Below are 26,216 nucleotides of genomic sequence, written 5' to 3'. Positions count from 1 at the left end.
GACGGTGGACGTTTTCGGCCCCCGGCGGGCCGGTTAACATGACTCATCCACGCCGCTGAGAGCTGGGACGTGTGTGGGGGGCACCGCCATTCCGACGCAAGCACAGCGCCTCGAGCATTTCCGTGTGGAAGGTTCGAGAGGATTCGCCGAAACGCTCGCGCTGGCGGTCGTGCATCTCGCGTCTTCCTGGCTCGGCATGACCCAGGCGCCGCTCGTGGGCATCACCCACCCGGTGTGGCCTTCCCTGGGCGTGGCCCTCGCGGGCTTGTATCTGTTGGGCCGCTCACGCTGGCCCGCCGTCTTCCTGGCCTCGCTGGGCGTCCACCTGCTCTCGGGCTCCGCCTCCCCCGGGGTGGCGCTGACGCTCGCGATGGGTCACACCCTGGAGGCGGTGCTCGGGGTGTGGCTGTTGCGGCGCCTCGGCTTCTCCGCCGGACGGGCGCGCCTCCAGGACGTGGCGGTGCTCGCTTGCTGTGCGACCGCGGGCACCCTGGTGGGCCTCCCGTCGGGCGTGTTGTCGCTCGCATCCCGGCCCTCCCTCGCCTGGGAAGCCGTGGGAGGGCTCGTCTGGCGGGGTTGGGTGGAGAGCATGCTGGGGATGCTGGGGGCCGGGGTGGCCTTGATGCTGCTCGCGCGGCGCAGGCCGGAGACGCTCTGGCGCGAGGGGCTGGCGCTCATGGGGCTGCTGCTGGGCGTGTGTCTGTGGTCCTTCAGCGTGGGCCTGCGGGGCTCCTCGCTCGTCTACGCGCAGGTGTTCGTGCTCTTTCCGCTCGGGGTATGGGCGGCCCTGCGCTTCGGCTCACCGGGGGCGGCGCTCAGCCTGGTACTGCTCGTGGCGGTGTCCATGGGCCACGCGCTCGTGGCCTCGGGTGTTTTCGTGCCGGCGGAGGGCACGCGCTCGGCGGACCTGCTCGGGTTCAAGCTCTTCCTGGCGCTCGTCACCGGCGTCGGGCTGTTGTGGAGGGAGGTGCGCCGCGAACAGGGCGCGGCCAGGACGCAACTGGAGGCGTTGACCACCGCCGTGCGCAACGTGCGCGAGGGGGTGGTCATCTGCGAGAAGCGCCCGGGCGAGGGGCCCCGGATCGTCTTCCTCAACCCCTTCTTCCAGGAGATGTGCGGTTGGACGCAGGAGGAACTGGCGGGCCACTCCCCGTGGGAGTTCTGCACGGCGGCGCAGGAGATCCAACAGCGGGTGGAAGAGACCTTGCGTGAGAAGGGCGACTTTCGTGGTGAAGTGGTGCTGATGCACAAGGACGGCTCACGGCTGTTCAGCCAGATGCACCTGTCGCGCATCCCGGGAGGGGATGGACAGGTCTCGTACGTCGTGGGCACCCACCATGATCTCACCGCGCAACGGCAGTTGCAGGAGAAGCTCGTCTCCGCGGGGCGGATCGCCGCGGTCGGCACCCTGGCGGCGGGTGTGGGCCATGAAATCAACAACCCACTGGCTTACCTTCTGTTGAACCTGGAAGGCGTGGCGCGCAGCCTGCGGCAGGGGCCCGAGCACCTCGCCGAGGCACGCACCCGGCTGGACTCCGTGCGCGAGGGCGCCGAGCGCATTCGCGTCATCGTGAGGGACCTGAAGGTCTTCAGTCGGCAGGAAGGAGAGGAGCGGGAGATGTTGGACGTCAACGCGGTAGTGGTTCCCGCGATGCGCATGGCGGCTCACGCGGTGCGTGCCCGGGCCCGGCTGGTGGAAGACTTCGGCTCACCTCCTCCGGTGCTCGGCAGCGAGGCCCGGCTCGGACAGGTGTTGCTCAACCTGCTCGTCAATGCGCTGCAGGCCATCCCCGAGGGCAATCCCGAGCGGCACGAGGTGCGCGTGCGCACGGGGGGTGACGGCCTCGGCCGCGCCCTGGTGGAGGTGTCCGACACGGGCTGTGGGATGTCTCCCGCCGTGCTGTCGCGCATCTTCGAGCCGTTCTTCACCACCAAGCCCTCCGGCGAGGGCACGGGCCTGGGGCTCGCCATCTGTCAGCAGATCGTCCAGTCCCATGGCGGCGAGCTGCGGGTGCGCAGCGAGCCGGGCAAGGGCAGTGTCTTCACGCTCGTGTTGCCCGCCGCGGCGCAGACGTCCCCCTCGCCCGCCGAGCCCGAGTCGGCAGGTGCCGTGGCCGAGTCCGCTCCGCGCCGACGCATCCTCATCATCGACGACGAGCCGCGCCTGGCCCAGTCCATGCGCATGCTCATCGAGCCCTCGCACGACGTGGTCATCACCACGCGTGGCGCCGAGGCCCTGGCGTGGGTGAGCGCGGGGCAGCGCTTCGATCTGGTGTTGTGTGACTTGCAGATGCCGGGGACGACCGGGATGGACGTCTACTCGCACCTGCGCACGCACGCGCCGGAGCTGCTCGAGCGGCTCGTCTTCATCTCCGGCGGGGCCTACACCCAGGCGATGCGCGACTTCGTGCGCACGGTGCGCAACCGCGTCCTGGAGAAGCCCGTGCGGCCCAACGAGTTGCTGGCCACCATCGACGAGGCGCTCGCCACCTTGTCCGCGGCCTAGCGCGGCGCGCTCACACGCGCAGCCACTTGCGCGCCGTGGGTCCGAAGAAGCGCATCACCCCGGACACCGCGAAGAAGCGCGCCGAGCGGCCGATGAGCGCCGCGAGGAAGAAGCGGTCCAACGGCACGCTCACCATGCCGCTGCCGATGGCGACGATCTTGAAGGGCGTGGGCAGCACCGAGCACAGGAGCGCCAACACCCAGAAGTTCTGGCCGAGCAGCTCGCCCACGGTGGCATCGATGCCGAAGCGCTGGATGCGTGCGTCCAGGTTGATGTTCAGGGCGCTCAGGGCTCCCTGGTGCACGAGCACCCCCAGGTAGTAGCCGATGAAACCACCGAGGAGGCTCGCCACGGTGCCGAGCAGCGCGTAGCGCACCCACTTGCGCGGCTGGGCGAGCACCATGGGCACGAGCAGCGCGAAGGGTGGAATGGGAAACACCGAGGCGTCCACGACGGACACCAACATCATGGCGCCCAGGGCATGGGGGGTGGACGAGAGGGACTCCACGCGCAGGTAGAGTCGGCGGTACCAGGAGGGTTTCCCGGAAGGGGCGGCGACGGGAGCGGGTTCGGTCATCGAGGGCGCGCACGCTAGCGGAAAGTGGACGCGTTATCAGCCTTCCGTCCCCCGGAAGACGCCCGCCTGCCGGCTGGCAACACCCCCTCATTCACCCGGGCCGGGGGACCGGGCTACGGTGCCCCCATGACGACGGCCCTCGAACGCATCGAGCGAACCACCCAGGCACTCAAGGTCTTTCCGCTGCCTTCCGCGGTCCTCTTTCCGCACGCCGTTCTGCCCCTGCACATCTTCGAGCCGCGCTACCGGGCCCTGGTGCGCGACGCGCTCGCCGGGGACAAGGTGATGGCGCTCGCCCAGTTGGAGCCGGGCTGGGAAGGGCAGTACGGAGAGCGGCCCCCCCTGCAGCCCATGATGTGCGCCGGGCTCATCATCTGGCACGAGGAGCTGCCGGACGGGCGCTACAACATCCTCCTGCAGGGCGTCTGCCGTGCCCGGCTGCTCGCGGAGCTTCCCGCGGACAAACCCTACCGGGAGGTGCGGGTGCACCCGTTGCCGGATCCGGTCTACCAGGGCCCCGAGGAGGAGCGGCTGCGGCAGGCGGTGCTCGACCTGGCCGGACGCGTGCCGGTGTCCTTCGCGGAGAACCTCCTGCCGCTCGCGGCGCGCTCCCAGGGGGGCATGTTGGCGGACGTGGTGGCCGCCGCCATCGTGCCGGAGCCCGAGCGGCGCCAGGAGCTCTTGTGCGAGCTGGACGTGCGCACGCGGCTCCTGGAGGTGGTGGACGAGGTGGCGGAGCTCGTCGCGCGTTTGAGTCCGGTCAAGCCGACGGGTCCGCTGAATTAGGCGCTTGCATGGCGTGCCGTCCGGGCGTCTGCTCGCGCGCCTCATCCCGTTCTGAGTTCGAGGAGGCACTCTTTCCATGCGGCTCGTGAAGATTGGGCTCGCCAGCGTCAACGTCACCGTGGGTGCCTTCGCCCGCAACGTGGACGCGGCGCTGGAGCTGGCACGCCAGATGGCGGCCGACGACGTCACCGTGGGCGTCTTCCAGGAATCGCTCGTCGGCGGCTATCCCCCCGAGGACCTGGTGCAGTGGCAGGGGTTCGTCGACAACCAGTGGCCCCAGCTCGAGCGCTTCGCCCGGGAGACGGCCTCGCTGCCGAGCGTGTTCCTCATCGGTGTGGCGGTGGCGCACCAGGGCCTGCGCTACAACTGCGCCGCCATCGTGGCGGGCGGCAAGGTGGTGGGTCTCGTCCCCAAGGAGAAGCTGCCCACCTACAGCATCTTCTACGAGGGCCGCACCTTCGCCCGCGGCGTGCCCGGCATGCACGAGCAGTTCCGGGGCATTCCGCTCGGCGACTACCTCTTCCACTTCGACTTCGGCATCATCTCCCCCGAGGTGTGCGAGGACATCTGGAGCCCCGAGGGGCCCATCCGTCGGCGCACCTATTCGGGAGGCGAGCTGGTGGTGAACCTGTCCGCCTCGCCCTTCCGGCTGGGCCACGTGGACACCCGGCGCGAGCAGCTCGCCACGCGCGCCGCGGACTTCCAGTGCACCATCGCCTACTCCAACGCGCTGGGTAGCAACGACGGCCTCATCTTCGATGGGGGCGGCTTCATCAACCAGAACGGCAAGCCCGTGGCCGAGGAGCCCCGCTTCCGCCAGGGCTTCGCCTCGGCGGTGGTGGATCTGGATCGCACGCTGCGCCTGCGCACGGAGAACACCACCTGGCGCAGTGACCGGGAGACGTGGCTGCGCGAGGGCGGCAAGCTGGTGCCCACCATCGACTGCACGCAGGTCGTCACCACCCGGCGCGAGAAGCTGCGCTACCCCGTGCCCGCCCACCGCAGCTTCTTCCTGCCCGGGCCCGATACCCGCCGCTCCGGACGCGAGGCGCTGTGCGAGGACATCCTCGATGCGCTGTCGCTCGGCGTGGGCGACTACTTCGAGAAGACGCGGGCCTTCAAGGTGCTCGGCATCGCCCTGTCCGGCGGGCGCGACTCGCTGCTCACCCTGCTCGTCGCCCACCGTTATGCCAGGCGCGTGCGGCCCGACAACCCGGGCAGCCTCATCCGCGCCTTCTACATGCCCAGCCGCTACTCGAGCGACGCCACGCGCGACGCGGCGGAGACGATCGCCCGCGAGCTGGGCGTGCCCTTCGAGGTCGTCCCCATCGAGGAGGCGTTCGACCGGGAGCTGCAAGTCACCCGCACGATGCTCGGCGGCGCCCAGCCCACGGCCCTCACCGAGCAGAACATCCAGGCGCGCCTGCGCGCCCAGCGCATGTGGAACTGGTCCAACTCCAGCGGGGGCCTGTTCCTGCAGACGGGCAACATGAGCGAGCGCGCGGTGGGCTACACCACCGTGGGCGGCGATCTCATGGGAGCGCTCGCCGTCATCGCCAACGTGCCCAAGACGGTCGTCATGTACCTGCTGGACTACCTCTTGGAGCAGACGAACTACGAGGGCATCCGCAAGGTGTTGTCCAAGCCGGCCGGACCGGAGCTGGCGCACAACCAGGTGGGCGAGGAGGAGCTGATGCCCTTTCCCATCCTCGATGCGTGCTTCTACCTGTTCGCCGGAGAGAAGCTGGTGCCCGCCGAGATGCTCCATGCGCTCGAGGCGATGTTCCCCGAGGTCGAGGCGGAGCGGCTGCGCGGCTACGTGGAGAAGTTCATCCGGCTCTTCCTCCAGTCCATCTACAAGTGGGTGCAGGCCCCGCTGTCGCTGCACATCGGCAACCTGGACCTGGATCGCGAGCGCGCCCTGCAACTGCCCGTCGTGACGAGCAGTGATTGGACGCGTGGCTGACCGGGTCGTCCGGGGCCGTCTGCTCGAGAGCCCCCGAGGCGGGGGGGCGGCCCTCCCCCGGGGGCCACTCCTTGCCGAACGTCATACCGGTAACGAACTTCCTGTCACCCACACGACGGTTGGAGGTTCGGATGAACACGAAGATTTTGGCGGGTCTTGTGACGGCGGTGCTCACGAGCGGCGCCGCGATGGCCCAGGAGGTCGAGACGGATGTGAACCAGGGGCATGAGCAGGGAGCCCCGGAGAACATGGGCATCGGCGGCGCCGGAGATGTGAACCAACAGCAGGGGTTCGGGGGCTCGGGTCAGGTGCTGACGCCTCCCGCGGTGCAACCCTCGGCTCCGAACTCGCAAATCATCCAGGGTCAGGGGGGCGTGACGCTCTACTGCACGCCGTTGCAGCAGGGCACGGGTGGCGCGGGAGTGCCGATGCATGATCCGCACGCGGGTCTGCTCCCCGGAGAGCAGCCCTCGTCGCTGCAGCGCGACTACGACGTGCATGACTCCGAGGCCATTGGCGGCTCAGGCTACGACGTGAAGGAGGCCGAGGCGCTGAGGGCGCTGGACGAGAAGCCCAAGAAGGAAGCGAACATGCGCGGCCTGACGGTGATGGTCGGCGGCGGTGTGGAAGGCTACACGGGCGGACTGGCTCCCGAGGTGCGGCCCGGCGCGGCGGTGGGGGTGACGGCGGCCATCAAGCCCAGCAAGGTGTTTGGCTTGGAGCTGGCCTACTCCGGCGCGGCGAACGACCTGCGGGACAACGCGGGCAGTGGCCCGGACATCATCCGCAACGGCGGCCAGGCGGCCCTGACCTTCGGCCTCGCGGCGACGCCCGTGCAGCCCTACGTGCTCGGCGGCTTCGGTCTCAACCGCTACAACGTCCGCAATAGCGGGGACACCGGCTTCCGCGACGACACCAACGCCAACGTCCCGGTGGGCGCGGGTCTGCGCACGCACATCGGTGATTTCACCGCCGACGCGCGCATCAACTACAACTTCCTGCTCAACAACGACTTCTCCCCGGGCGTGGAGGCCGACACCTGGACGGGCCGCTACACCGGCACCATCAACCTGGGTGGCACGTTCTAGGTCCCCCGGTGAGTGACAAAGGCAGGACAGTCACGGCGCGGCACCCTGCGATTCCGGGTGCCGCGCCGCTCTTTTTCCACCCTTCCGGATGCGGCGCACGGAAGGGAGACGTTAAGGTGGGATTCTTTCCAAATGGGAGGTGAATCATGAGCTTGCAGGTAGAGGACACGAAGGTCGGCACGGGTACCGAGGCCGTGGCGGGCAAGACGGTGACGGTGCATTACGTGGGGACGCTCACCAATGGCTCGAAGTTCGACAGCAGCCGGGACCGCAAGGAAGGTTTCACCTTCCGTCTGGGCGCGGGTCAGGTCATCAAGGGGTGGGACCAGGGGGTGGCGGGCATGAAGATCGGAGGGGTGCGCAAGCTCACCATCCCGCCGGACCTGGGCTACGGCGCCCGGGGCTTCCCGCCCGTCATTCCCCCCAACTCCACGTTGCTTTTCGAGGTGGAATTGCTGGACGTCCGTTAGGAGCCTTCCCATGGCCACGCTCGAAATCACCAAGGACAATTTCAAGGAAACGGTCTCCAAGCCGGGCATCGTCATGCTCGACTGGTGGGCCTCGTGGTGCGGTCCCTGCCGCGCCTTCGCGCCCATCTACGACAAGACCGCCGAGAAGCATGAGGACATCATCTTCGGGAAGATCGACACGGACGCGCAGCCGGAGCTCTCCGGCAGCTTCCAGATCCGCTCCATCCCCACGCTGATGGTGTTCCGGGATGGGGTGTTGCTCTTCGAGCAGCCCGGTGCCCTGCCCGCGGCGGCCCTGGAGGATCTCATCCGGCAGGTGCGCGCGCTCGACATGGACGAGGTGCACCGGCAGATCGAGGCGAGCAAGAAGGCCAAGGCGCCGCAAGCCTGAGTGCTCGGGCGCGGGGGGCATCCCGCGGCCCGTGAGCGGTGGGGGTTCCCGGGGGAGGCGTTCTGGGGCAGGCTCGGGGCCTATGTCCTGGGCGTGGGTGAGCAACTGGTGGCGGGGCAGGACGGCGCAACCGCTGCGTCCCCTCCTGGAATGGTGGAGCCGCAGCCCCGTACTGCTCGTGCTCCAGGCACTCGTCGTGTCCATGGTGTGGGGGGCCTTCGACGCGCTGGGGCTGTCGAATCTCTTCTTCCATGACGTGCCCCGGGTGACGTTCATCGCGGGCTTCATCGCGGCGATGTTGCTCGGGCAGTTGTGTTTCATCGGCTATCTGTTGGACGCGGACGAGCGGTGGGCCCTGGCGCCCCGGCCGGGCAAGCGCGGCGGGGTGCCGCCTTCGCTCGGCTGGTACCTGTTCCGCACCGGCACCTATCCGCTGCTGTTGGGCGTGCTCAGCGTGCCGTGCCTCACCCGCCGGTACTTCGCCTTCCTCTTCGGTGAGCTGGCCGCGCTGGGCGTCATGGTGCTGCTCACCCGGGTCACCGAGTGGTTGCGGCGCTGGAGCGAGTCGGACTGGCGCCGGCACCGCCTGCTGCGGCGCATCGGGGCGACGTTCTTCCGCCGGCGCTCGACCCACCTGCTGGTGCTGCACGTGATGCAGGCCTGGTTGTTGTTGCTCTTCGGGCTGGGCTACCTGGTCGTGGCCGCGAACGTGGCGCTCACGGGGGTGCACAACTGGGTGTCTCCCGCGGTGGTCATCTGCGTGGCGGTGGGCCTCAGCGGGGCCGTCTATGGCGCGGTCCGCTTCTTCTTCCCCTCGCGTCACATGGGCACCTTCCTGCTCGCGGGAGCCCTGGTGTTGTTCGGCGGGCGCGGGTGCGCGGACGACTCCGTCTATGCCGAGCTGTCCCTGTCCCAGCCTCCCGCGTACACGGGCACGAGCCCGGGTCCTCCCCGGGACACGGGCCTGCTCGGAGACGAGCAGGCGCTCCAGGCGTGGCTGTCGCGGATGCGGGCGGAGCCACCACCCGGGGCCTTGTGGCTCGCTCCCGGGGACACGCCGCCCGTCGCCGAGGAGGCGCCGGGCCCCTGCGCGCCGGGTCCCAAGCCCCGCATGGCGCTGGTGGCGACGAGCGGCGGTGGCATCCGCGCGGCGGCCTGGACGGCGCACGTGCTCTCCAAGCTCCAGGGGCCCGAGGGGGTGCCGGGTTTCCACCGCTATGTGCGTCTGGTCACCGGCGCCTCGGGAGGCATGGTGGCGGCGGGCACCTGGGTGACGGCGCTGCGGGCCGAGGGCCTGCCCGGGGACTTCTCCCTGACGTCCGTGATGCAGCAGGACAGCCTCTCCTCCCCGGCCATCTCGCTGCTGCTGCCCGGAGGCGAGGACCGGGGACGCTCGCTGGAGCACACCTGGGTGCGCAACACGGAGGGCCTGCTGGGGCGCTCCTTCGAGGCGCTGCGTCCGGGCGAGGCCTCCGGGTGGCTGCCCTCGCTCGTGTATTCACCCATGCTGGTGGAGGACGGGCGGCGGCTGCTGGTGAGCAACCTGGACCTGTCTGCGCTCACCTGGTCCGAGTCGAGCATCCTGGTGGCGGACCCGAATGGAGACTCGCGCGAGGAGGCCTCCCGGGCCCTGCTCTCGCTGTCGGGCGTGCAGCTCTTCCAGCTCTTCCCCCACAAGCAATCCGTCTTCGCGGTGGCCACGGCGGCGCGCATGAGCGCCTCGTTTCCCTACATGAGCCCGGCGAGCGCGCTGCCCACCGCGCCGCGCGTGCGGGTGGTGGACGCCGGCTACTACGACAACTACGGGGTGGATCTGGCGCTCATGTGGTTGCACGCGCATCGCGAGTGGATCCGCGCGTGCACCTCGGGCGTGGTGCTGCTGCAGATTCGCGATCACCTGCGCAACGGCCGGCTCTCGACGCTGCGCGAGAGCGGGGCGGGCGCGGTGATGGGAGGGCTCACGTCCCCCATCGAGGCGGTGCTCCAGGCGCGCGAGTCGAGCATGTCGTTTCGCAACGACGAGCTGCTGAGCCTCGTCCAGGACGAGCTGAACGCCGGACAGCCGTGCTTCTTCACCACCCAGCCCTTCGAGTTCAATCAGACGGCGCCCTTGAGCTGGGCGCTGTCGGCGCACGATGTGGCGCAGCTACAGCGCGCCGCGGACAGCGCCACGATGGCCTACCAGGTGGCCGCGGTGCGCGAGTGGCTCACCGCGAGCCCCGAGGCCCAGGCGCGTGCCCGGCAGCTTCTGCTCTGCCCGGGCCAACGCGACGTGCCGCCGTGAGTCGGGGCCCCTCAGCCGCCGGCGATGACGAACCGGAGCGCGGCGGCGAACTCCTCCTCGCCTTCGTAGACGGGATGGCGCACCCACGTGCGCGCCTCCACGCCTCCGCGCAGCAACTGGGTGCCGCTGTCCGGCTCGAACGTCCACTCCGGCACGTCCCCCACCAGGTGGTCCACCCCCCACGGCGAGGAGCACTCCTCCCAGTCCTCCTGGGGCATGTTGCCCCACGGGTAGCGCCGTCCATCCGTGCCGCGCGCCGCCATCTCCCACTCGTCCGCCGTGGGCAGGCGCAGCGTGACGCCCTCGATCTCCGAGAGCTGGGCACACAGCCGCTCCGCCTCCTTGCACGAACCCAGCCACACCTGCTCGTGGTCAGAGACGACACGGACGGGTTGTGGCTGACCCACCCACTTGGCCAGAGGGCGATCCATGGGGACGCGGGCCACGAAGAAGCCCTCGGAGCGCACGCGGCGCACGGGGGGAGCGCCCAGCCAGTGTTCGATGGGGGCCACCCACTGCAGGGGCACGCCCGAGCGGCGCAGGAAGTACAGGCCGCCTTCCTCCACCACGCCCGGGGGCAGGGCGGTGGGCCCGGGCCCCGTCTCCAGGGGGGTGCTCAGCGAGTGCAGCAGCAGCGAGGCCGAGTCCGTCACCTCGAGATCCCCCGCCAGCAGCTGCCACAGGGGCCGGAGCGGATCCCTCCCGGGCACCGTGTCCCCTGGGTTGCGGCGCTCCTGGAGGTAGCGGATGACCCCGTACCAGAGCTGCTCGAGGAAGCGGCGCTCGCGCGGCTCGTCCACCTCCTGCAGCAGCGTGGGCGTGTCCGAGGACTGCAACAGGGGCAGCATCTCGCGGGCGCGCAGCCGCGCCGCCGTCAGGGCGCCCGTCAGACGCACCTCCAGGTCGGCATCCCTCAGCGCCGCGCGCAACAGCCCATCCACCCGCGGGTGGGCGGTCGGCTCGCGCATGAGCCAGCGCAGCTCCTGCCGCCGCTTCTCCAGGGACGACAGCCCTTGGATCAGCGCCGTCTGTCCCGGCGTGGAGGATGGGGTGTTCCCAAGGCGTGGGTTCAAAACGACCCCCCCGGGTATGTCCTGGGCGATGCCTTGTCCCACGAGGGACTGGACGCGCAGGGAGTAGGGTCCGATGACCAGTTCGTCCTCGAATTTGAGCACGGAGGGGTGGTCCACGGGCTTGCCGTTGAGCCAGGTTCCGTTCTTCGAGTTCTCGTCCAACACGATGGTGGCTCCTTCAATGGCAACCAGTCGACAGTGGGTGCGTGAGACACTGCCGTTATCGAGGACGAGATCGTTCGCGGGATCCCTCCCGATGGCGATCTCCCGCCGCTTGAGGATCCCCGTCTGGGTGTTGTTCTCACCAATGAACCCGACAGTGATGTTGAACACGCGTGCTCCTGGGAGGAGGGCCCGTACGCCCGGTTGCCGGCACCAGTTCCAAGCACGTCGCATGCCAGCGCACCCTCTCTCATTTATTACCGTGGTACCAGAGACTTTTAATCCCATCGCTTCCGGGAAGTCCGTTCCGGGCGCCCGCCAGACGTCAAAACTGCTATCAATCCTGACGGCAGTCTCGTACCCGGAGTGAGAATGGCAGGCGGGCCCAAGGACGCAGCAGGGGGGAAGGGGGGCGCCGTGGGGCGGGAGAACGAGCCGGACACGTCCTCGGGGTGGAATCCGCCCTACCGCGAGCCCAAGGCGCTGCGCGTGCAGCGCGAGGGCATCGAGGACCTGGTGTCCCCGCTGTATCCGGACCGGGCCTACATCTTCGGGCGGTCGCCGGAGTCCACCGTGGTCTTCTCCCACGAGGCGGTGAGCCGGCAGCACGGGCGCCTGTCGCTGCGCGAGGATCGCCGCTGGGTGTACCGGGACCTCGACTCGAAGAATGGCAGTTACGTGGGCCGCCCGGACGTGCCCGGCAAGGAGACCCGGGTGCGCTTCCATCGCCTCACTCCCTCGAAGGATCGGGTGCTCGAGGCGGGGGACATGGTGCTGCTGGGCAACGGCAGGAGCCGCCTCACCCTGCTGGCCGAGATGCCCGTGGAGGGCGGGGCGCGTCCCCACGCCGCGCCGCGCACCTCCTCGGCCACGGTGCAACTCGAGCGCTCCATCGACCGGTGCGCCCGCCACCCGCTGCCGGTGTTCCTCCGGGGCGACTCGGGCACGGGCAAGACGTTCATCGCGCGGGAAATCCACCGCCGCGGCGGCCTGGAGGGCAGCTTCGTCATCCTCAACTGTGGGCGGCTGCCGCAGGATCCCGCCTCGCTCACGAGTGAATTGCTCGGGCACCTCAAGGGCGCGTACACGGGCGCCTCGCTCGCGCGCGTGGGCAAGCTCTACGGCGCCAACGGCGGCACGCTCTTCCTGGACGAGGTGGAGTTCCTGCCGCGCATCGCCCAGGACTTCCTCGTGGACGTGTTGGAGGGCACCGGGAGCCTCGCGCCGCTGGGCGCTCCGGCGGACTTCCGCGAGCCCCCGCCCCGCTTCCGCCTCATCTCCGCTTCCAAGGTGCCCCTGCGGCAGACGGACCTGCGGCCGGACCTGGCGCAGCGGCTCGCCGCGGGCGACTTCATCATCCTGCCCACGCTCGAGGAGCGGCGCGAGGACATCCCCCACCTCGTCGCCACCTTCCTGCACCGGCTCAAGGTCGAGCAGCAGTACGACGCCCAGCTCACCCCCGAGGCGCTCGATTTCCTCGCGCGGGCGAACTGGCCCGGGCAGATCCGCGAGCTGGAGTCCACCGTGCGCACGGTGGTGGCGCGCGAGGCCGCCCAGCAGTCCCTGGAGGGCAACGCGCGCGCTCCGGCCCTCATCTCGCTCGAGGCGGTGCGCTCCTATCTGGAGCAGCGCGCGTTGGGCTTCGGAGGCGCGCCGGTGCCGCTGCTCCTGCCAGGGACGGGCTCTCCCCCGGTGGACACCCTGGCGCCCGTGCGCAAACGACCCAGTGCCCTGACCGCCCAGGACATCCAGGAGGCCCTGGCCCGGCAGGGCGGCAACAAGACCCGGACCGCGGCGGATCTGGGCATCGCGCTCAACACGCTCAAGGCCCGGATGAAGGCGCTGGGGCTCTCGTGAGCGCGCGAGGGGCTAGCGCCGCACCACCCGGTCCCGTCCCGCCTGCTTCGCCTGAAGACAGGACGCCTCGGCCGCGTCCAGCAGGTTGCCATACGGCTCCTGGGGTCGCAGCGCCGCGACGCCCACCGACACCGTGAGGTGGAAGCCGCCCGGCTCCGGGCCGAACCGCCTCGCCGCGAACCGGTGGCGCATCCGCTCCGCGAGCCGCTCGCCCATGTCCGGGGTCACCGCGTAGAGCAATGCCGCGAAGGCGTCCCCCTCCATGCGCCCGATGGGCCCGCGCCCGTCCAGCTCCGCGGCGAACTCGTCCACCAGCGCGCTCAACGCGCCGTCCATCGCCTCGCGGCCGTGCGTGTCGTTGCCCTCCTGGGTCTCATCCACGTCCACCCACAGCACCGTGAGTGGCAGCCGCGTCAGGTGCGCGTCCGACACGGCGCGTGCCAGCAGCTCCTCGAAGTGGGGCCGCAGGTAGGCGCCCGTCCGGGGACATACCTGGGGGGCGCGTTCGCTCATCGGCGGCTCTCACTTGTGCGAGGCGGCGCGCGTCTTCGCGTGCGCCTTGTGGAAGCCCTCGTAGAAGCGCACCGCGTTGTCGCCCACCATCTGGATGTGCTTGTGGTTGAGATACGCCGTCACCGGCACGGCGACCAGGGGCATCGCCTTTCCGAGCGTCTGCATGCCCCCCTTCTTGAGCAGCACCTCCGCCACCGAGCCCAGTACCCGTGGCCCCGAGCGCCGCACCGTCCCCACGCCCGTCGTGTAGCCGTACAGCTCCAACAGCTCGTTGAGCGCGTGCGTGCCCTTGATGTTCACCTTGTAGAGCGTGGCCACGTCCACGAGCAGCGTGAGCTGCAACCACGCCATCACCGTGAGATCCATGGGCAGCCCCACGAGCCCGAAGACGCCGAAGATGCCCCCCGTCATGCTCGCCACGTGCTTCTTCTCGTCGATGAGCCGTTGGGCCCGCTCGCGTACGCCCGCGGAGGGGTAGCGCTGCTCCAGCTCCAGCACCCGCTTGCGCGCGCGCGGTATCTCCTGCTGCACCAGGTCCGTGAGCTTCGTGTCCGCCAGCTTCTTCAGCTCCGCGGGGGTGAGCTTCTTCACCTTGTCGGCGATGGGATCGTAGAACGCCATGTTGCCCTCCTCCCCTCAGTAACCCTGCTCCTCGAGGTACAGGTCCACCAGCGCCCCTTCCTCGTACCAGGCATGTCGCATCTCCGCCTGGAACCAGCGCGAGTCCGGCTTCGTCGAGCGCACCTCGAGCTTCACCTGGTCGGGCGCCGTGTCGATGACCACCGCCCGGGCCTTGCACACCGGCCCCGGCGGCTCGCCATAGCCGTCCTCCAGGCACACCTCGTCGCCCACGGACAGCCGCCGCGTGTACTCGGTCGCCAGGTAGCGGGCCTCGTCACATGGGCCGCGCACCGACGAGCGTCCATGCTGCTCGCAGCGGTCCTTCAGCGGCGCGCGCACCACCTTCACCGAGCCCACCAGCGGATCATCGTCGTTGGGGTTGGGACGGAACGCCTCGCGGCTCGTCCCGCAGCCGGTGAGCATCCCCACCAGGACCGCGCCTGCCCACGTCCACTTCATCTCGTCCCTCGCCTCTCGAAGCGCATCCGCGCGCCCCTCGCGCACGAGCATGGCAAGCCCGCGCGGGAGCGTAAAGCGGAGCGAGGCGGATGGACGGCCTCAGGCGATGCGCCGCGCCGGGCCCGGAATCTCCTCGGTCACCCCGGGCACGATGCGGTTGGCGGCGTCCACGAACACCACCGTCGGCTTCCAGTTCCTCGCCTCGTGCTCCTCCACCTCGGCGAACGTGGCGATGATGACCAGGTCCCCCGGCTTGTTCAGGTGCGCCGCCGCGCCATTGATGCAGATGACGCCGCTGCCCGCCTCACCCTCCAGGGCGTACGTCTCCAGGCGGGTGCCCTGCGTCACGTTCCACACCGCCACCTTCTCGAAGGGAAGGATGTCGGCGGCGCGCAGGAGATTCCGGTCGATCGTGACCGAGCCCTCGTAATCCAGATCGGCCTGGGTCACGGTCGCGCGGTGGATTTTGGACTTGAAGAGGATTCGGCGCATGGCGGATGTCGGGGTCCGTTGGGAATTTCCGGCGCAACCGTAACGGGGGATGCGCCGGGGAACAACCGACAAGACCTCGTTCGCCCGCCTGCCCTGCTCGCCGCCGCGAACTACTTCCGGAAATTCAGGAGTTGGGAGATGTCCATCGGCACGTTCTGGGAGCCGGACTGCAACTGGCCGTCGAGCATCACCTGGGCGTTGCCCCCCGAGCGCAGGGCGTTGGCCGCGGACAGGGCGCTCGCGAAGTTGATCTTCAGGGGCAGGGTGAGCTCCTTGGTGCCACCGGGCTCCAGCAGGCCGAGGTTGCCCGTGGCGAGGTTGCCCACGTTGGCGCCCGCCACCTTGAGCGCGCCGCCGATGCCCGCCACCGGCAGGGCGAAGCTGTTGCGGTTCTTCACCACCAGGGGGAACTCCACCGTGGCGCCCTGCACGGTGACGTTGGTGATGCGCGGCGACTGGAACTGCACCTGGGGAATCTTGGGGACCTCGAAGGTGCCCTCGTGCTCCAGGGGGAAGCTCAGCACGCCCAGCGGCGTCTTCACGCCGATGCTGCCCTGGGCCTTGTAGCGGGCGCTGTCCTTGGTGAGGAACGTCGTCACCACCGGCGCGATGTCCGCGAAGCGCACGTTGGCGGGGAAGACGAGCTCCGACTTGCCGTTGGCCGCGATGTTCAGGCCCTTGGCGGGTGTGCCCGCCACCACCTGCTTGTCCTCGACGAAGAAGGCGTAGCTGATCGACGCGAGGCTGAGGCCCAGCGGGTTGGGGTTGTTGAGCTGGTAGACGAGGTCGACGGTGGCGTCGGAGAGCGAGGCCTGGGACAGGCGCGCCGTCTTGAAGGTGAGGGTGGGCTTCTTGAAGGCATTCTTGGCCATCTTCTGCAACGCGGCGCAGCCGGTGCCGAGCGAGAGGCCAAGGACAGCGAGGAGGAGGAGGGTTCGATTCGTCTTCATGGTTGGGGAGGCGGACGGGAAGAGCGCCGGGGCCATTCAATCGCCCCTCGCGCGGGCCGTCACCGGGACAGTGCACCGGGGTGGGGGGCGATGGTAAGTCTTGAGCACCTTGAGACCGCGCGAATTCCGCTGGTTGTCCGTCCTGCTCGGCGCCTTGTTGTCGCTCTCCGCCTGCTCCCGGGGCTCGGGCGGGGAGTCGAACCGTACGCTGCCACTCGCTCCGTGCCGCCTGGAGGGCGTGGGAAGGCAGGCCCTGTGCGGCACCCTGGAGGTGTGGGAGGACCGCGCGGCGAAGCAGGGGCGCAAGGTGCCCTTGAAGGTCGTGGTGGTGCCCGCGCTCGCCTCCTCGCCCCTGTCGGATCCGCTGGTGCTCCTGGCCGGTGGCCCCGGACAGGGCGCCGCGAAGCTGGCCGGGCAGGTGATGCCGCTGCTCGAGCGCATCCAACGCCAGAGGGATCTCGTCTTCGTGGACCAGCGCGGCACCGGTGACTCCGGGCCTCTCGAGTGCGATCCCGTCCCCCCCACCGCGCCGCTCACCGAGCAGTTCGACGACACCTTCCACGAGAAGGAGCTCCGCGCGTGCCTCGCCCGCTACGACGCGGACGTGCGCCTGTACACCACGCCCATCGCCATGGATGACCTGGACGAGGTGCGTGCGGCGCTCGGCTACGACAAGCTCAACCTCTGGGGCGTGTCCTATGGCACGCGCGCCGCGCTCGTGTACCTGCGCCAGCACCCCGAGCACGTGCGCACCGTCATCCTCGATGGCGTGGCGCCCATGTCCCTCGTGCTTCCCCTCTACGTCGCGCGCGACGGTCAGCGCTCGTTGGATCTGCTGCTCACGGGCTGCGAGCGGGACGCGGCGTGCTCGCATCGCTATCCGGACCTGCGTGGCCGCTTCACCGCGCTCCTGGAGAGCCTCGCGCGCGAACCCCTGAAGACCCGCGTGCAGCACCCCCTCACCGGCGCCCCCGAGGAGGTGATCCTCACCCGCACGGCCTTCGTGGGCGCGCTGCACTCCCTGCTCTACCAGCCCGAGACGGCCGCCATGCTCCCGCTCGTGGTGGACCGCGCCACCCAGGGCGATTGGGGGCCCTTCGTCGCCCTCTACGTCACGATGCACGGGAGCCTCGAGAAGAACATGAGCCAGGGCATGCACCTGTCCGTGGTGTGCTCCGAGGACGCGCCCCTCATCACCGAGGAGGCCATCGTGCGCGAGGCGCGCGGCTCCTGGATGGGTGAGCGCGAGCTGCGCGACACGCTCAGGAGTTGTGAGCTGTGGCCTCGGGGCAGCGTGCCCGCGGGCTACCGCGACCCGGTGACGTCGGACGTGCCCGTGCTGCTCATGTCCGGCGAGCTGGATCCCGTGACGCCGCCCCAGTGGGCCGAGGACGCGAAGAAGACGTTGTCCAACAGCCTGCACGTGGTGCTGCCCGGCGTGGGCCACGGAACGTACACCGTCGGGTGTGCGCGCACGCTGATGTCGGACTTCGTGACGCGCGGGAGCGTGAAGGGACTCGAGCCCAAGTGCCGCGAGAGCCTGGCCCGTCCTCCCTTCTTCACCTCCTTCGCGGGGCCGGTGCCATGATCGACGTGACGAACCTGCACAAGCGCTTCGGCGCGGTGACGGCCGTGGAGGACGTGAGCTTCCGCGCCGAGGACGGCGTGGTGACCGGATTGCTCGGGCCCAACGGCGCGGGCAAGACGACCACCCTGCGCATGCTCTACTCGCTCATCCGCCCGGACCGCGGCAGCGTGAAGGTGGACGGTCTGGACGTGGCCGAGCGCCCCCTGGACGTGCGCCGCGTCCTGGGCGTGCTGCCCGACGCCCGCGGCCTCTACCCGCGCCTCACCGCGCGCGAGCACGTGCGCTACGCCGGAGAGCTGCACGGCCTGTCCGGCGCGGCGCTCGACACGCGCATCGCCGAGCTGGTGGAGCTGCTCGACATGAAGGACATCGCCGACCGGCGCACCGAGGGCTTCAGCCAGGGCGAGCGCATGAAGGTGGCGCTGGCGCGCGCTCTCGTGCACGGGCCGCGCAACGTGCTGCTGGACGAGCCCACCAACGGCCTGGACGTGATGAGCACGCGCGCGGTGCGCACGCTCATCCGCCGCCTGCGCGAGCAGGGCCACTGCATCGTGTTCTCCAGCCACGTGATGCAGGAGGTGGCAGCGCTGTGCGACCGCATCGTGGTGGTGGCGCGGGGCCGCGTGGTGGCGGATGGCACCCCGGACGAGCTGCGCGCGCGCACGGGCAAGGAGAACCTCGAGGAGGCGTTCGTGGCGATCATCGGCAGTGACCAGGGGTTGATGCTATGAAGTCGCTGCTCTCCACGGTGTTTCGCAAGGAGATGCGCGACCACCTGCGCGACCACCGCTCGGTGTGGAGCGCGGTGGGCATGACCCTCCTGGGGCCCATCCTCTTCGGGGTCATGTTCACGGTGATGGCCTCCTGGCTTAACAAGGACAAGCCCCTGGAGCTGCCCGTGCTGGGCCGCTCCCATGCCCCGAGCCTCGTCGCCTACCTGGAGCGCTCCGGCGCCACGCTCACCGAGCCCCCCGCGGACTACGAGGCGCGCATCCAGGCGGGCAAGCTGGACACCGTGCTCATCATCCCCGAGGGCTACGGCGAGGACTTCGCCGCGGGCCGCACCGCCAAGGTGCACCTCGTCATGGACAACTCGCGCAACCAGGCGCGCACCACCATCCGCCGGGTGCAGCAGTTGCTCAACGGGTACTCGGGATTGCTCGGCGCGCAGCGGCTGCTCGCGCGCGGGGTGGCGCCGGAGCTCGCCTCGCCCCTCAAGGTGGAGGAGGTGGACCTGTCCACTCCGGAGCGGCTGGCGGCGAGCCTGCTGTCCATCATCCCCATCTTCCTCGTGTTCGCCGCCTTCTCGGGCGGGATGAACGTGGCCATCGACGCCATGGCCGGCGAGCGCGAGCGCGGCTCGCTGGAGTCCCTGCTGCTCAACCCCGTGCGGCGCGAGGCGCTGGTGTTGGGCAAGTGGCTCGCCGCCGTGGTGTTCGCCGTCGCGGCGACGACGCTGTGCCTCGTGGCCTTCCTGCTGGTGATGAACCGGGTGCCCCTGCAGGACCTGGGCGTGAAGGTGCGGTTGGATCCGCTCGCGGTGCTGGGCCTGTGGGCGGGCGTGCTGCCCCTGGCGCTGATGGCCTCGGCGGGGCAGATGCTCCTGTCCACCTTCGCGCGCTCCTTCAAGGAAGCGCAGACGTACATGCAGATGTTGTCGCTCCTGCCCACGCTGCCCGGCATGGTGCTGGTGCTCTCGCCCGTGCAGAGCCAGACCTGGATGTTCGCCGTGCCGGTGCTGGGTCAGGAGATGCTGGTGCAGGAGCTGATGCGCGGTGAGCCCCTGGGTCCGCTGCCCTTCGTGCTGGGGCTCGTGAGCTGTATGGCGTTCGCCGGGGTGTTCCTCGGGTGGACGGCCCGCCTGCTGCGCGACGAGCGCATCATCTTCGGCCGCTCTTGAGCCGCTCCCATGGTGATGCTGAGCCAGGGGCTTCGTGTCGAAGGGTGCCTTCTCCGCTATGCGGACAGCGGAGGAGACGGAACACCGATCGTGTTCACTCATGGAGCGGGCGCCGACCATCACATGTTCGACGCGCAATACGATCGGCTCGCGATGTCGGGGCACCGGGTGGTGGTTTGGGACATGCGCGGACACGGGGCCTCCAGGCCGAACGGTGAACCCTTCACCGGCGAGCGCGCGCACCAGGATCTCCTTGCGCTCATCGAGCACCTGCGACTGTTCAAGCCGGTGCTGGCTGGGCTCTCGCTCGGTGGCAATCTCTCCCAGGCGGCCGTTCGGCGGAGCCCCGGAGCCTACAGGGCCCTCATCGTGATGGACTCCACCTGGAACACGGGGCCGCTCACCACCACCGAGCGCTTCCTGCTCAAGCTGGCGGCCCCGTTACTCGCGTTGGTTCCAGAGTCGAGACTTCTGCTTCTCATGGCGCGCGCGTCGGCGGTGACGTCCGCCGCTCGGGAAGACGCGATTCGCGCGTTCGCGCAGATGAGCAAGTCGCAGTTCATCGAGGTCTTGAAGGCGACGGTCGGATTCGTCACGCCCGAGCCCTCGTACCGGACTCCAATCCCCCTCTGTTTGATCAGGGGTTCCGCCGACGAGACGGGAAACATCGCCACCGCGATGCCGCGGTGGGCCGCGGCGGAAGGAATCACCGAACACGTCGTCCCCGAGGCGGGGCACCTCGTCAGTCAGGATGCGCCAGAGGCCGTCACCGCGATCATCGAGAGGTTTGTCTCCGCGCTTCCGCGCGCGTGAGGCCCGTGCCGCGAGCCGACCTGCAACCCGCTGCCGCGTCCAATCGAGCTACCGGTCCGGCTGTTCTCGAGCGACCCGGTCAGGGCTTCGCGTAACCGAGCGGCCGCGCTTCCAGGTCGGCGGGAGAGGGCTCGTGGAGGAAGGTCACCCAGCCCTCCCGCCGGGAGTGCCGGGGCACGTAGGAGATGAAGAGCTCGGAGCGCTCGAGCACCTCGCTCCCCTGGCGCAGGTCCACCCCCACCCGCACCTCCTCCGCCGTCTCCTCGCCGCGGTTCTCCACCGTGATGGGCACCCGCCAGTGTCCACTCCCCTGGAGGGGCGTGCCCACGGTGACCACCAGGTCCGGCGGCGTGTCGCCCATCGTCCATGCGTCCACCGCGATGAAGCCCAGCACCGCCGCCACGAGCACGCAGCTCACCGCGAAGACGATCCGCTCCAGCCAGTTCCACTTCGCCGTCATGATTGGATGAGCAGCCTTCCCGCGGAGGCGCCGAGCGTCCCCGCGAATCCCAGCACCACCACCTGCGCCACGCAGATGGACAACCCATTGCCGTCGAAGCGGCCGAAGAACCACAGCACCAGCGCCCCGGAAGCGAGCGCCAGCGCGTAGGTGATGACCGTGCCCATGAGCACGTCACCGAGCCGGCGATGCCTCGTGAAGCGGTGTGCTCCCGTGAAGTCGAGCTGGTACAGGATGAGCCCTCCGAGCAGCAGCGACAGCAGCGCCGTGCCCAGCAGCCGCACGGGGGTCAGCTCCACGGCGATCATCACGATCTCCTCCGTGGGCGCCACGTTGGCCGCGAAGAGCACCGCTCCGCAGAAGCCGATGACGAGCTGGCCGGGCACGTGATCCGCCGCGTCACGCTCCTTCGCCTCGTCTCCTTCCTTGCCGCCCTCGTCCCCGCCTCCGCCCCCTCCGCCGAACTGCGCGCTGCCCACCGAGATGCCGATGGCCACGGTGCCCGCCTCCACCGTCACCATCCCCACCACCTCCGGCCACGAGCTGTCCGCGGTGAGGCGGCCAATCAGGAAGAGCACCGCCGTGGACACCAGCAGTCCCAGCCCCAGCTCCTCCACCGAGTCCGCGAACACCTCGCTCCAGTTCACGTCCCGCCGGAAGCCGCCATAGCGGTTGTAGCCGAGCAGCAGCACGAAGGTGCCCAGCAGATAGAACAGCAGGTGGACGGGCCGGGCGATGAAGCCCGCCCACCACACCTCCATCGTGTAGAGCAGCGGCAGGCTGAAGAGCAGCCCGCCCGCGATGCCCCGGCCGTACTCGCGCAGGGACTCCATGATGGGACGTCGGAGCCTCCCGGGCGAAGCGTTTCCCTCCGGCTCGTGTCGCGCGTCATCCATCGCGCCGCCAATGCATTCAGCTCCCCGCGCCTATCCCATCACCGCCGTCAGCCGGTGGCCCACCGACGCGACGAGCGCGTCCTCCAGGAAGCCCGCGACGATGTTGGGGATGTGCAGCTTGCGGAGCGCGAACTGGCGGACCGTGTAGAGCGCGAACGAGGTGACCAACGCGGTCGCCGCGCCCACCACGGCGAACCCCAGCACGGACCGCTCCTTCTGCCGGGCCACGGCCGCTCCCACCAGGGCCCCGGAGGCGAGCCGCATGAGGAGCACCGGCGGCACGACGCGCGAGGGCATCCCGGGCAGCTTGTCCAGCACCAGCTCGCCCAGCGCGAGCACTGGCAGGACACGGGCCGTCGTCGACGACGCGAGGAACTGCTCCACGGGATTCGCCTTCGCGCTCGCTCCCTCTTCGGCCAGGTGCTGGCTGAGGAAGGCCGGAGCACCCAGCGCCCTCATTCCCGCCATCGCCCCCATCCCCGCCGCGGTCATCATGTCGCTTCGATTCATGTGTCCACCCTCGTGGCTGCGACCACTTCGCCTGTCAGCGAGGATGGGGATGCCAACGAGGAGCGACCATTCCCCACACAGGGGTTGCCTGCTCGGCTGCCGCTCCCCGCGCATCAGGGCTGGAGGGAACTCGGAGGGGGGGGCTGCTTCTTCACGGGGATGTAGCACTTGCCCTGGTACTCGGCCGTGCTGCGCGGGCAGGGCGCCTTCTTCGTGTGCTCAATCCAGCAGCCGCCCCGGACTTCCACCTCCGTTTCTTCGAGGCATGGAGGCTTTTGCTGTTCCTTGAAGGGCTTTTCCGGCATCGGGTAGGAGGCAATGGGAAACACGAGGTTCTGTCTGTCGGCGAAGAAGACGGGGTCCTCGCTCGTGGTCCGCACCCTCGTTGCTTCGCGAGCGTGAGGCCAGAGGAAGAGGACGAGTCCAGTCGCCATGGCCGCCGCGGCCCCCGAGAGTCCCCAGTGGAGCACCCATCGCCGGATGCGGGCGTGTGCGGGCACGCGGGAGAAATGCCCGTGCGCGTCCTTGCGGTTCTCGATGTGCGCGGTGGCGCCCGCGAGCCGGATGAGCAGCAGCGTCAAGTCATGCAGGGAGGCGCGTCCCTGGGGCGGCTGCTCGACGTGCACGGCCTGGTAGGGCGGATGGAGCGAGCCCTCGGCCCGGACGCTCCAGGCGCTTCGCGGGCGTCCGTCCTCGTTCGTGCCCGGGAGGATCACCAGCGCCGGGGCGCCCGTCTCGACATGGTGCGCTTCGTGGATGGAGCCCTCGCCCGGGTCGGTGCCCCGGTAGCGTCTGCCCAGCCGATACGGCCCGATCCTGTCGCCCTTCTTGCCTGGGGTGCCGCTCATGTCCGTGTCTCCCGTTGTCGGGGCCATCCTACCTGGAATGTCGGGCACCTGTACAGACGTTGGAGGTCAGGGCGGCACGTCCCGGCCCTCTCCGAAGCCGAGCACCCACCACTTGGGGGCGTCCGCGCCCCGCTCCGCCAGCGCCCCCGCCAGGTCCCACAGGGGCTCCGTCTCTCCATCGTCCGCGAGCCGGAACGTCCCGTAGTGCATGGGCACGCTGTGGCGCGCGCCCAGGTCCACGCTGGCCTGCACGGCCTCGCGCGGCGAGATGTGCACCGGTGACATGAAACCCTCGGGCTTGTAGGCCCCGATGGGCAGCACCGCCAGCCGCATGGGCCCGTAGCGCTCCCGGGCCTCGGCGAACTGCCGGCCCCAGCCCGTGTCCCCCGCGAAGTACGTCGCGCCGTGCGGCCCCCGGAAGACGTAGCCCGTCCACAGCGTGCCCCCGCTGTCGGTCATTCCCCGGTTGGAGAAGTGCTGGGTGCGCGCGCTCACCAGCGTCACCTCGGGGGTGAGCGGGAACTCCCGCCACCAGTCCACCTCGGTCACCTGGCGCAGACCCCGGCCCTCGAGGAACGCCCCGTTGCCGAGTCCCGCGAACAGGCGCATCGCGGGGAACTTCTCCTGGAGCCGCAGCAGCGTGGCCACGTCCATGTGGTCATAGTGGTTGTGGCTGAGCACCACCGCGTCGATGGGCGGCAGGTCCTCGAAGCGGATGCCCGGCGGACGCACGCGCTTGGGTCCCGTGAAGGACACCGGGCTGCACCGCTCGCTGTAGATGGGATCCGTGAGGATGTTGAGCCCATCGAGCTGCAAGAGCACCGTGGCGTGGTTGATGAACGTCACGCGCAGGGCGCCGCGGCCCACACGCTCGGGCGGAGGTGGGCCGTGTGGCACGTCGTGCCAGTCCTTCCACGGACCGGGCCGGCGGGTTCGCATCCAGTCCAGGAAGCCCATCCGCTGCTCGCGGGGCTCCAGGTTGAAGAAGCGCCGGCCATCGAAGTGGTCGCTCGGGGGGCCCTTCCAGGTGGGCGCGGCGAAGACGCAGCCACCCGCGCCCATCGCCATCCCCAGGGTGAGCACTCCGAGGCCAATGCGTGACAGGAGGTGGGTCGGAGCGAACGCGGTCATCACTCCTTCTGGGCTCCAGGCGGGGTCAATGTTTCCTGGGTCGACGACTGCCTCGCCTGTCGACTCAACCTCTCCTCTTCGCGGGCCTTCTGGGCAATCGCCTTGACCTGGGCTCGGGCCTTCGCTCGTCCGTGCAGCGAGGAGTCGCCCACCGTCACCACCGTGAACCCATCCACTTCGACCCGTTGGACCTTCTTCATGGCCACCTCTCCATCACCTGGGTGCATCTTCGCATGGGCCTGTCCATCGTCCACCTCCTCCCTCAGAGCGAAGGACTCCCTCTAGATGGGGGCATATTTCAAGACCTCGGTGAAGGTGTTGCGGAGCAATGTCTCCAGTTGCTCGTAGTCCTCGGTGTCGAGTCCTGCCCAAAAGGGTTTGAGTCGATTCGATGTGAGGTAGATGACCCCGATGGGGATCCAGTTGGCCGAGTCATAGATGGGCACACAGACCATGGAGGAGAAGATTTGATCGTGAGTCCATGACTCCAGCATGGGTGCCGTGAAGTTGGCATGCAGCCGCGGGTCCCGGGACGCTTCGAGCGTTACTCCGCGGAGAAAAGTGAAACCGGAGGCTCCTTGCGCTTTCTCCATCGAGGCGACGCTCAGTTGCCGCGTTCGCGCATAGGGTTCGTTGATGATGTCTCCCGTGCCGTCTCCACCGCGATAACGGAAACCCAGCTGGATGAGCGCACCCGCCGCCGGGATGAAGCCCCCAATGTGGAGTTCCTCCTCCTGCAGGACCGCGAACCGCCGCTTCAAGAAGGAGTGCATTCCCTTGAGCACGTTGATGGCACTGCGTTGGACCTCCTCGCGGTAGAGATCCTTGAACACCGGAGAAGTGGCTCGCAGGAACGCTTCCCCCTTCTCCGCCCAGGTCCCTCCGTTGGAACCCAGCCGGATCTGCCGCAGGTAGAAGGGCACCAGGTCGTGGCTCTCGACGTCGAGCACGTGCATTCGCCAGGACGCCCAGAAGTCTTCCTGGTGCCGCCGCACGAAGTTGCGCGCCAGCCGATCCATGAGTTCCGCACCGGGCGAGGGCGGATTGTTCGACAGCAGCGCGTAGACGCGGGCCACGGACTGGTGGCGTTGAGCCCTCTTCACGCGCTCCAGCAACAACCCACGCAGCCGGGGGTCGGCCAGGCTCAAACCCACCATCAACACGGTCTTCTTCTCTTCCGTGAAGAGATCGTCGAGCTTGCGGCTCGCCCAGTCGCCCCGCGCCTCGTGGTAGTCCTTCTCCGAGAGGACCACCGTGCCCGACGGTGTCTTCCCCGGAGTCGGTGGCAGGTAGCCGTGAAGGTGCACGACGTGTGGCTCCGCGGGCCGCTCCCCGGTCACGATGACCTCGGGCGCCTTTCCCAGCAGGCGCTCCGCCGCGCGCTCCAGCAGATCATCGAAGTTGAAGGTGTAGAGGCCGTGCAGTCGCCTCCGGGGCGTGTCCATCGATGCGGCCAGGATGGCGGCCAGTTCCAGGTGGATGCTGCTCACGTCCTTGGGGACGCCCCGGTACAGCGCGTCGCGGAGCATGTCGAGGTAGCGCTCCGCGGGCAGCTTGTCGCGCACGACGTCCACCACGGCTTCCCGGCCGAAGTTGTCCACGAAGATCCGGGCGGCTACATCGAGGTCGCCCGATTGGAACTCGAGGTCGCTGTGCTCCTGGGCCAGGAAGGAACTCAACAGCCGGCGGTTCAGCTCGTTCCAGGACGGCAGGCCCGACGCGATGGATGCGCCCGCGCCCACGAGGAACTCCAAGGAGCCCTCCTGGAAACTCCGCTGGAGGTTGGCAACGAAATCACCCGCCGACAGCCTGCTCATGCTCATGGCCCCTCTCTCCCCGTACCCGCCGTTGTTCCCCACGCGCACTACCTTACGA

The 26,216-nt window shown here is 69.3% G+C and carries 26 protein-coding genes; 12 read left to right on the top strand and 14 right to left on the bottom strand.

The genetic code is table 11. The features are described from left to right. The first annotated feature begins 124 nt into the window (after positions 1–124). Positions 125–2,506: an ATP-binding protein gene (locus tag CYFUS_RS47695; RefSeq protein WP_232537229.1), complete on the top strand. Its 2,382-nt coding sequence runs from the start codon at positions 125–127 to the stop codon at positions 2,504–2,506. Positions 2,507–2,516: 10 nt separating this feature from the next. On the opposite strand, the gene CYFUS_RS47690 is transcribed toward CYFUS_RS47695, so the two are convergent. Beyond that, complete coding sequence (locus CYFUS_RS47690) at positions 2,517–3,083, bottom strand: YqaA family protein (RefSeq protein WP_095991290.1); 567 nt, start codon at positions 3,081–3,083, stop codon at positions 2,517–2,519. A 126-nt stretch (positions 3,084–3,209) separates the two neighbouring features. Here CYFUS_RS47690 and CYFUS_RS47685 point away from each other — a divergent pair, with 126 nt between their 5' ends. The 6 genes from CYFUS_RS47685 to CYFUS_RS47660 all read left to right on the top strand — a co-directional run bounded on the left by CYFUS_RS47685 (position 3,210) and on the right by CYFUS_RS47660 (position 10,068). Further along, positions 3,210–3,869: an LON peptidase substrate-binding domain-containing protein gene (locus CYFUS_RS47685; protein WP_095991289.1), complete on the top strand. Its 660-nt coding sequence runs from the start codon at positions 3,210–3,212 to the stop codon at positions 3,867–3,869. 76 nt (positions 3,870–3,945) lie between these two features. Beyond that, positions 3,946–5,835 (top strand): NAD(+) synthase, encoded by a 1,890-nt coding sequence (gene nadE, locus CYFUS_RS47680; protein WP_095991288.1) that lies wholly within the window; start codon positions 3,946–3,948, stop codon positions 5,833–5,835. Between the two features lie 131 nt (positions 5,836–5,966). Beyond that, positions 5,967–6,923 (top strand): outer membrane protein, encoded by a 957-nt coding sequence (locus CYFUS_RS52100; protein WP_232537228.1) that lies wholly within the window; start codon positions 5,967–5,969, stop codon positions 6,921–6,923. 146 nt (positions 6,924–7,069) lie between these two features. Beyond that, positions 7,070–7,393, top strand: a complete 324-nt coding sequence (locus CYFUS_RS47670; RefSeq protein WP_095991287.1) for an FKBP-type peptidyl-prolyl cis-trans isomerase — start codon at positions 7,070–7,072, stop codon at positions 7,391–7,393. A gap of 10 nt (positions 7,394–7,403) precedes the next feature. Further along, entirely contained in the window at positions 7,404–7,784 is a 381-nt protein-coding gene (gene trxA / locus CYFUS_RS47665) for a thioredoxin (protein ID WP_095991286.1), read from the top strand. Positions 7,785–7,866: 82 nt separating this feature from the next. Further along, positions 7,867–10,068 carry a patatin-like phospholipase family protein gene (locus CYFUS_RS47660; RefSeq protein ID WP_095991285.1) on the top strand — a complete coding sequence of 734 codons (2,202 nt, stop codon included), beginning with the start codon at positions 7,867–7,869 and terminating at the stop codon, positions 10,066–10,068. An 11-nt stretch (positions 10,069–10,079) separates the two neighbouring features. Here CYFUS_RS47660 and CYFUS_RS47655 read toward each other — a convergent pair whose 3' ends face one another. Continuing rightward, positions 10,080–11,474, bottom strand: coding sequence for an FHA domain-containing protein (locus CYFUS_RS47655; RefSeq protein WP_198316380.1), 1,395 nt, complete (start codon positions 11,472–11,474; stop codon positions 10,080–10,082). A 246-nt stretch (positions 11,475–11,720) separates the two neighbouring features. Here CYFUS_RS47655 and CYFUS_RS47650 point away from each other — a divergent pair, with 246 nt between their 5' ends. Continuing rightward, on the top strand, positions 11,721–13,160 hold the full coding sequence (locus CYFUS_RS47650; RefSeq protein ID WP_232537227.1) for a sigma-54-dependent Fis family transcriptional regulator: 1,440 nt from the start codon (positions 11,721–11,723) through the stop codon (positions 13,158–13,160). Between the two features lie 12 nt (positions 13,161–13,172). Here the strand turns inward: CYFUS_RS47650 and CYFUS_RS47645 are convergent, their stop codons facing one another. From CYFUS_RS47645 to CYFUS_RS47625, 5 genes are all read right to left on the bottom strand, one after another. Next, complete coding sequence (locus tag CYFUS_RS47645; RefSeq protein ID WP_095991282.1) at positions 13,173–13,673, bottom strand: GGDEF domain-containing protein; 501 nt, start codon at positions 13,671–13,673, stop codon at positions 13,173–13,175. A 9-nt stretch (positions 13,674–13,682) separates the two neighbouring features. Continuing rightward, on the bottom strand, positions 13,683–14,294 hold the full coding sequence (locus CYFUS_RS47640; protein WP_095991281.1) for an EcsC family protein: 612 nt from the start codon (positions 14,292–14,294) through the stop codon (positions 13,683–13,685). Positions 14,295–14,309: 15 nt separating this feature from the next. Beyond that, positions 14,310–14,804, bottom strand: a complete 495-nt coding sequence (locus CYFUS_RS47635; protein ID WP_420042670.1) for a hypothetical protein — start codon at positions 14,802–14,804, stop codon at positions 14,310–14,312. Positions 14,805–14,852: 48 nt separating this feature from the next. Then, on the bottom strand, positions 14,853–15,245 hold the full coding sequence (gene panD / locus CYFUS_RS47630) for an aspartate 1-decarboxylase (protein ID WP_095991279.1): 393 nt from the start codon (positions 15,243–15,245) through the stop codon (positions 14,853–14,855). Positions 15,246–15,355: 110 nt separating this feature from the next. Continuing rightward, positions 15,356–16,195: an LEA type 2 family protein gene (locus tag CYFUS_RS47625; RefSeq protein WP_232537226.1), complete on the bottom strand. Its 840-nt coding sequence runs from the start codon at positions 16,193–16,195 to the stop codon at positions 15,356–15,358. 109 nt (positions 16,196–16,304) lie between these two features. Here CYFUS_RS47625 and CYFUS_RS47620 point away from each other — a divergent pair, with 109 nt between their 5' ends. Genes CYFUS_RS47620 through CYFUS_RS47605 form a run of 4 tightly spaced genes read left to right on the top strand, consistent with a single transcriptional unit; the run spans position 16,305 to position 20,496 of the window. Beyond that, positions 16,305–17,783, top strand: coding sequence for an alpha/beta hydrolase (locus tag CYFUS_RS47620; protein ID WP_420042721.1), 1,479 nt, complete (start codon positions 16,305–16,307; stop codon positions 17,781–17,783). After that, positions 17,780–18,514 (top strand): ATP-binding cassette domain-containing protein, encoded by a 735-nt coding sequence (locus CYFUS_RS47615; protein WP_095991276.1) that lies wholly within the window; start codon positions 17,780–17,782, stop codon positions 18,512–18,514. The genes CYFUS_RS47620 and CYFUS_RS47615 overlap by 4 nt, the downstream gene beginning before the upstream one ends. Next, positions 18,511–19,683: an ABC transporter permease gene (locus tag CYFUS_RS47610; RefSeq protein WP_095991275.1), complete on the top strand. Its 1,173-nt coding sequence runs from the start codon at positions 18,511–18,513 to the stop codon at positions 19,681–19,683. Before CYFUS_RS47615 ends, CYFUS_RS47610 begins: the two co-directional genes overlap by 4 nt. A 9-nt stretch (positions 19,684–19,692) precedes the next feature. Further along, positions 19,693–20,496 carry an alpha/beta fold hydrolase gene (locus tag CYFUS_RS47605; protein WP_095991274.1) on the top strand — a complete coding sequence of 268 codons (804 nt, stop codon included), beginning with the start codon at positions 19,693–19,695 and terminating at the stop codon, positions 20,494–20,496. A 79-nt stretch (positions 20,497–20,575) separates the two neighbouring features. Here CYFUS_RS47605 and CYFUS_RS47600 read toward each other — a convergent pair whose 3' ends face one another. The 7 genes from CYFUS_RS47600 to CYFUS_RS47570 form a co-directional block, all read right to left on the bottom strand. Then, positions 20,576–20,956, bottom strand: a complete 381-nt coding sequence (locus tag CYFUS_RS47600) for a hypothetical protein (protein ID WP_095991273.1) — start codon at positions 20,954–20,956, stop codon at positions 20,576–20,578. Continuing rightward, positions 20,953–21,789, bottom strand: coding sequence for a TIGR02587 family membrane protein (locus tag CYFUS_RS47595; protein WP_232537224.1), 837 nt, complete (start codon positions 21,787–21,789; stop codon positions 20,953–20,955). Before CYFUS_RS47595 ends, CYFUS_RS47600 begins: the two co-directional genes overlap by 4 nt. A gap of 93 nt (positions 21,790–21,882) precedes the next feature. Further along, entirely contained in the window at positions 21,883–22,362 is a 480-nt protein-coding gene (locus CYFUS_RS47590; RefSeq protein ID WP_157759074.1) for a DUF4126 family protein, read from the bottom strand. A 113-nt stretch (positions 22,363–22,475) separates the two neighbouring features. Next, positions 22,476–23,210 carry a hypothetical protein gene (locus CYFUS_RS47585; protein ID WP_095991270.1) on the bottom strand — a complete coding sequence of 245 codons (735 nt, stop codon included), beginning with the start codon at positions 23,208–23,210 and terminating at the stop codon, positions 22,476–22,478. Between the two features lie 66 nt (positions 23,211–23,276). After that, positions 23,277–24,341 (bottom strand): MBL fold metallo-hydrolase, encoded by a 1,065-nt coding sequence (locus CYFUS_RS47580; RefSeq protein ID WP_095991269.1) that lies wholly within the window; start codon positions 24,339–24,341, stop codon positions 23,277–23,279. Beyond that, positions 24,341–24,541: a hypothetical protein gene (locus CYFUS_RS47575; RefSeq protein ID WP_095991268.1), complete on the bottom strand. Its 201-nt coding sequence runs from the start codon at positions 24,539–24,541 to the stop codon at positions 24,341–24,343. The genes CYFUS_RS47580 and CYFUS_RS47575 overlap by 1 nt, the downstream gene beginning before the upstream one ends. Positions 24,542–24,622: 81 nt before the next feature. Beyond that, positions 24,623–26,164 carry an SIR2 family protein gene (locus tag CYFUS_RS47570; RefSeq protein ID WP_095991267.1) on the bottom strand — a complete coding sequence of 514 codons (1,542 nt, stop codon included), beginning with the start codon at positions 26,162–26,164 and terminating at the stop codon, positions 24,623–24,625. Between the last annotated feature and the right edge of the window lie 52 nt (positions 26,165–26,216).

The sequence above is a fragment of the Cystobacter fuscus genome, from assembly GCF_002305875.1.
In the GTDB taxonomy this organism is placed as follows: domain Bacteria; phylum Myxococcota; class Myxococcia; order Myxococcales; family Myxococcaceae; genus Cystobacter; species Cystobacter fuscus_A.
This window is presented reverse-complemented; position numbering and strand designations above follow the sequence as displayed.

Excerpts from the sequence above, each read along its gene's own strand:
- CYFUS_RS47690 (WP_095991290.1), bottom strand. The coding sequence starts at position 3,083 with ATGACCGAACCCGCTCCCGTCGCCGCCCCTTCCGGGAAACCCTCCTGG.
- CYFUS_RS47685 (WP_095991289.1), top strand. The coding sequence starts at position 3,210 with ATGACGACGGCCCTCGAACGCATCGAGCGAACCACCCAGGCACTCAAG.
- nadE (WP_095991288.1), top strand. The coding sequence starts at position 3,946 with ATGCGGCTCGTGAAGATTGGGCTCGCCAGCGTCAACGTCACCGTGGGT.
- CYFUS_RS52100 (WP_232537228.1), top strand. The coding sequence starts at position 5,967 with ATGAACACGAAGATTTTGGCGGGTCTTGTGACGGCGGTGCTCACGAGC.
- CYFUS_RS47670 (WP_095991287.1), top strand. The coding sequence starts at position 7,070 with ATGAGCTTGCAGGTAGAGGACACGAAGGTCGGCACGGGTACCGAGGCC.
- trxA (WP_095991286.1), top strand. The coding sequence starts at position 7,404 with ATGGCCACGCTCGAAATCACCAAGGACAATTTCAAGGAAACGGTCTCC.
- CYFUS_RS47660 (WP_095991285.1), top strand. The coding sequence starts at position 7,867 with ATGTCCTGGGCGTGGGTGAGCAACTGGTGGCGGGGCAGGACGGCGCAA.
- CYFUS_RS47645 (WP_095991282.1), bottom strand. The coding sequence starts at position 13,673 with ATGAGCGAACGCGCCCCCCAGGTATGTCCCCGGACGGGCGCCTACCTG.
- CYFUS_RS47640 (WP_095991281.1), bottom strand. The coding sequence starts at position 14,294 with ATGGCGTTCTACGATCCCATCGCCGACAAGGTGAAGAAGCTCACCCCC.
- CYFUS_RS47635 (WP_420042670.1), bottom strand. The coding sequence starts at position 14,804 with ATGCTCGTGCGCGAGGGGCGCGCGGATGCGCTTCGAGAGGCGAGGGAC.
- panD (WP_095991279.1), bottom strand. The coding sequence starts at position 15,245 with ATGCGCCGAATCCTCTTCAAGTCCAAAATCCACCGCGCGACCGTGACC.
- CYFUS_RS47625 (WP_232537226.1), bottom strand. The coding sequence starts at position 16,195 with ATGAAGACGAATCGAACCCTCCTCCTCCTCGCTGTCCTTGGCCTCTCG.
- CYFUS_RS47615 (WP_095991276.1), top strand. The coding sequence starts at position 17,780 with ATGATCGACGTGACGAACCTGCACAAGCGCTTCGGCGCGGTGACGGCC.
- CYFUS_RS47610 (WP_095991275.1), top strand. The coding sequence starts at position 18,511 with ATGAAGTCGCTGCTCTCCACGGTGTTTCGCAAGGAGATGCGCGACCAC.
- CYFUS_RS47605 (WP_095991274.1), top strand. The coding sequence starts at position 19,693 with ATGGTGATGCTGAGCCAGGGGCTTCGTGTCGAAGGGTGCCTTCTCCGC.
- CYFUS_RS47600 (WP_095991273.1), bottom strand. The coding sequence starts at position 20,956 with ATGACGGCGAAGTGGAACTGGCTGGAGCGGATCGTCTTCGCGGTGAGC.
- CYFUS_RS47595 (WP_232537224.1), bottom strand. The coding sequence starts at position 21,789 with ATGGAGTCCCTGCGCGAGTACGGCCGGGGCATCGCGGGCGGGCTGCTC.
- CYFUS_RS47590 (WP_157759074.1), bottom strand. The coding sequence starts at position 22,362 with ATGAATCGAAGCGACATGATGACCGCGGCGGGGATGGGGGCGATGGCG.
- CYFUS_RS47585 (WP_095991270.1), bottom strand. The coding sequence starts at position 23,210 with ATGAGCGGCACCCCAGGCAAGAAGGGCGACAGGATCGGGCCGTATCGG.
- CYFUS_RS47580 (WP_095991269.1), bottom strand. The coding sequence starts at position 24,341 with ATGACCGCGTTCGCTCCGACCCACCTCCTGTCACGCATTGGCCTCGGA.
- CYFUS_RS47575 (WP_095991268.1), bottom strand. The coding sequence starts at position 24,541 with ATGAAGAAGGTCCAACGGGTCGAAGTGGATGGGTTCACGGTGGTGACG.
- CYFUS_RS47570 (WP_095991267.1), bottom strand. The coding sequence starts at position 26,164 with ATGAGCATGAGCAGGCTGTCGGCGGGTGATTTCGTTGCCAACCTCCAG.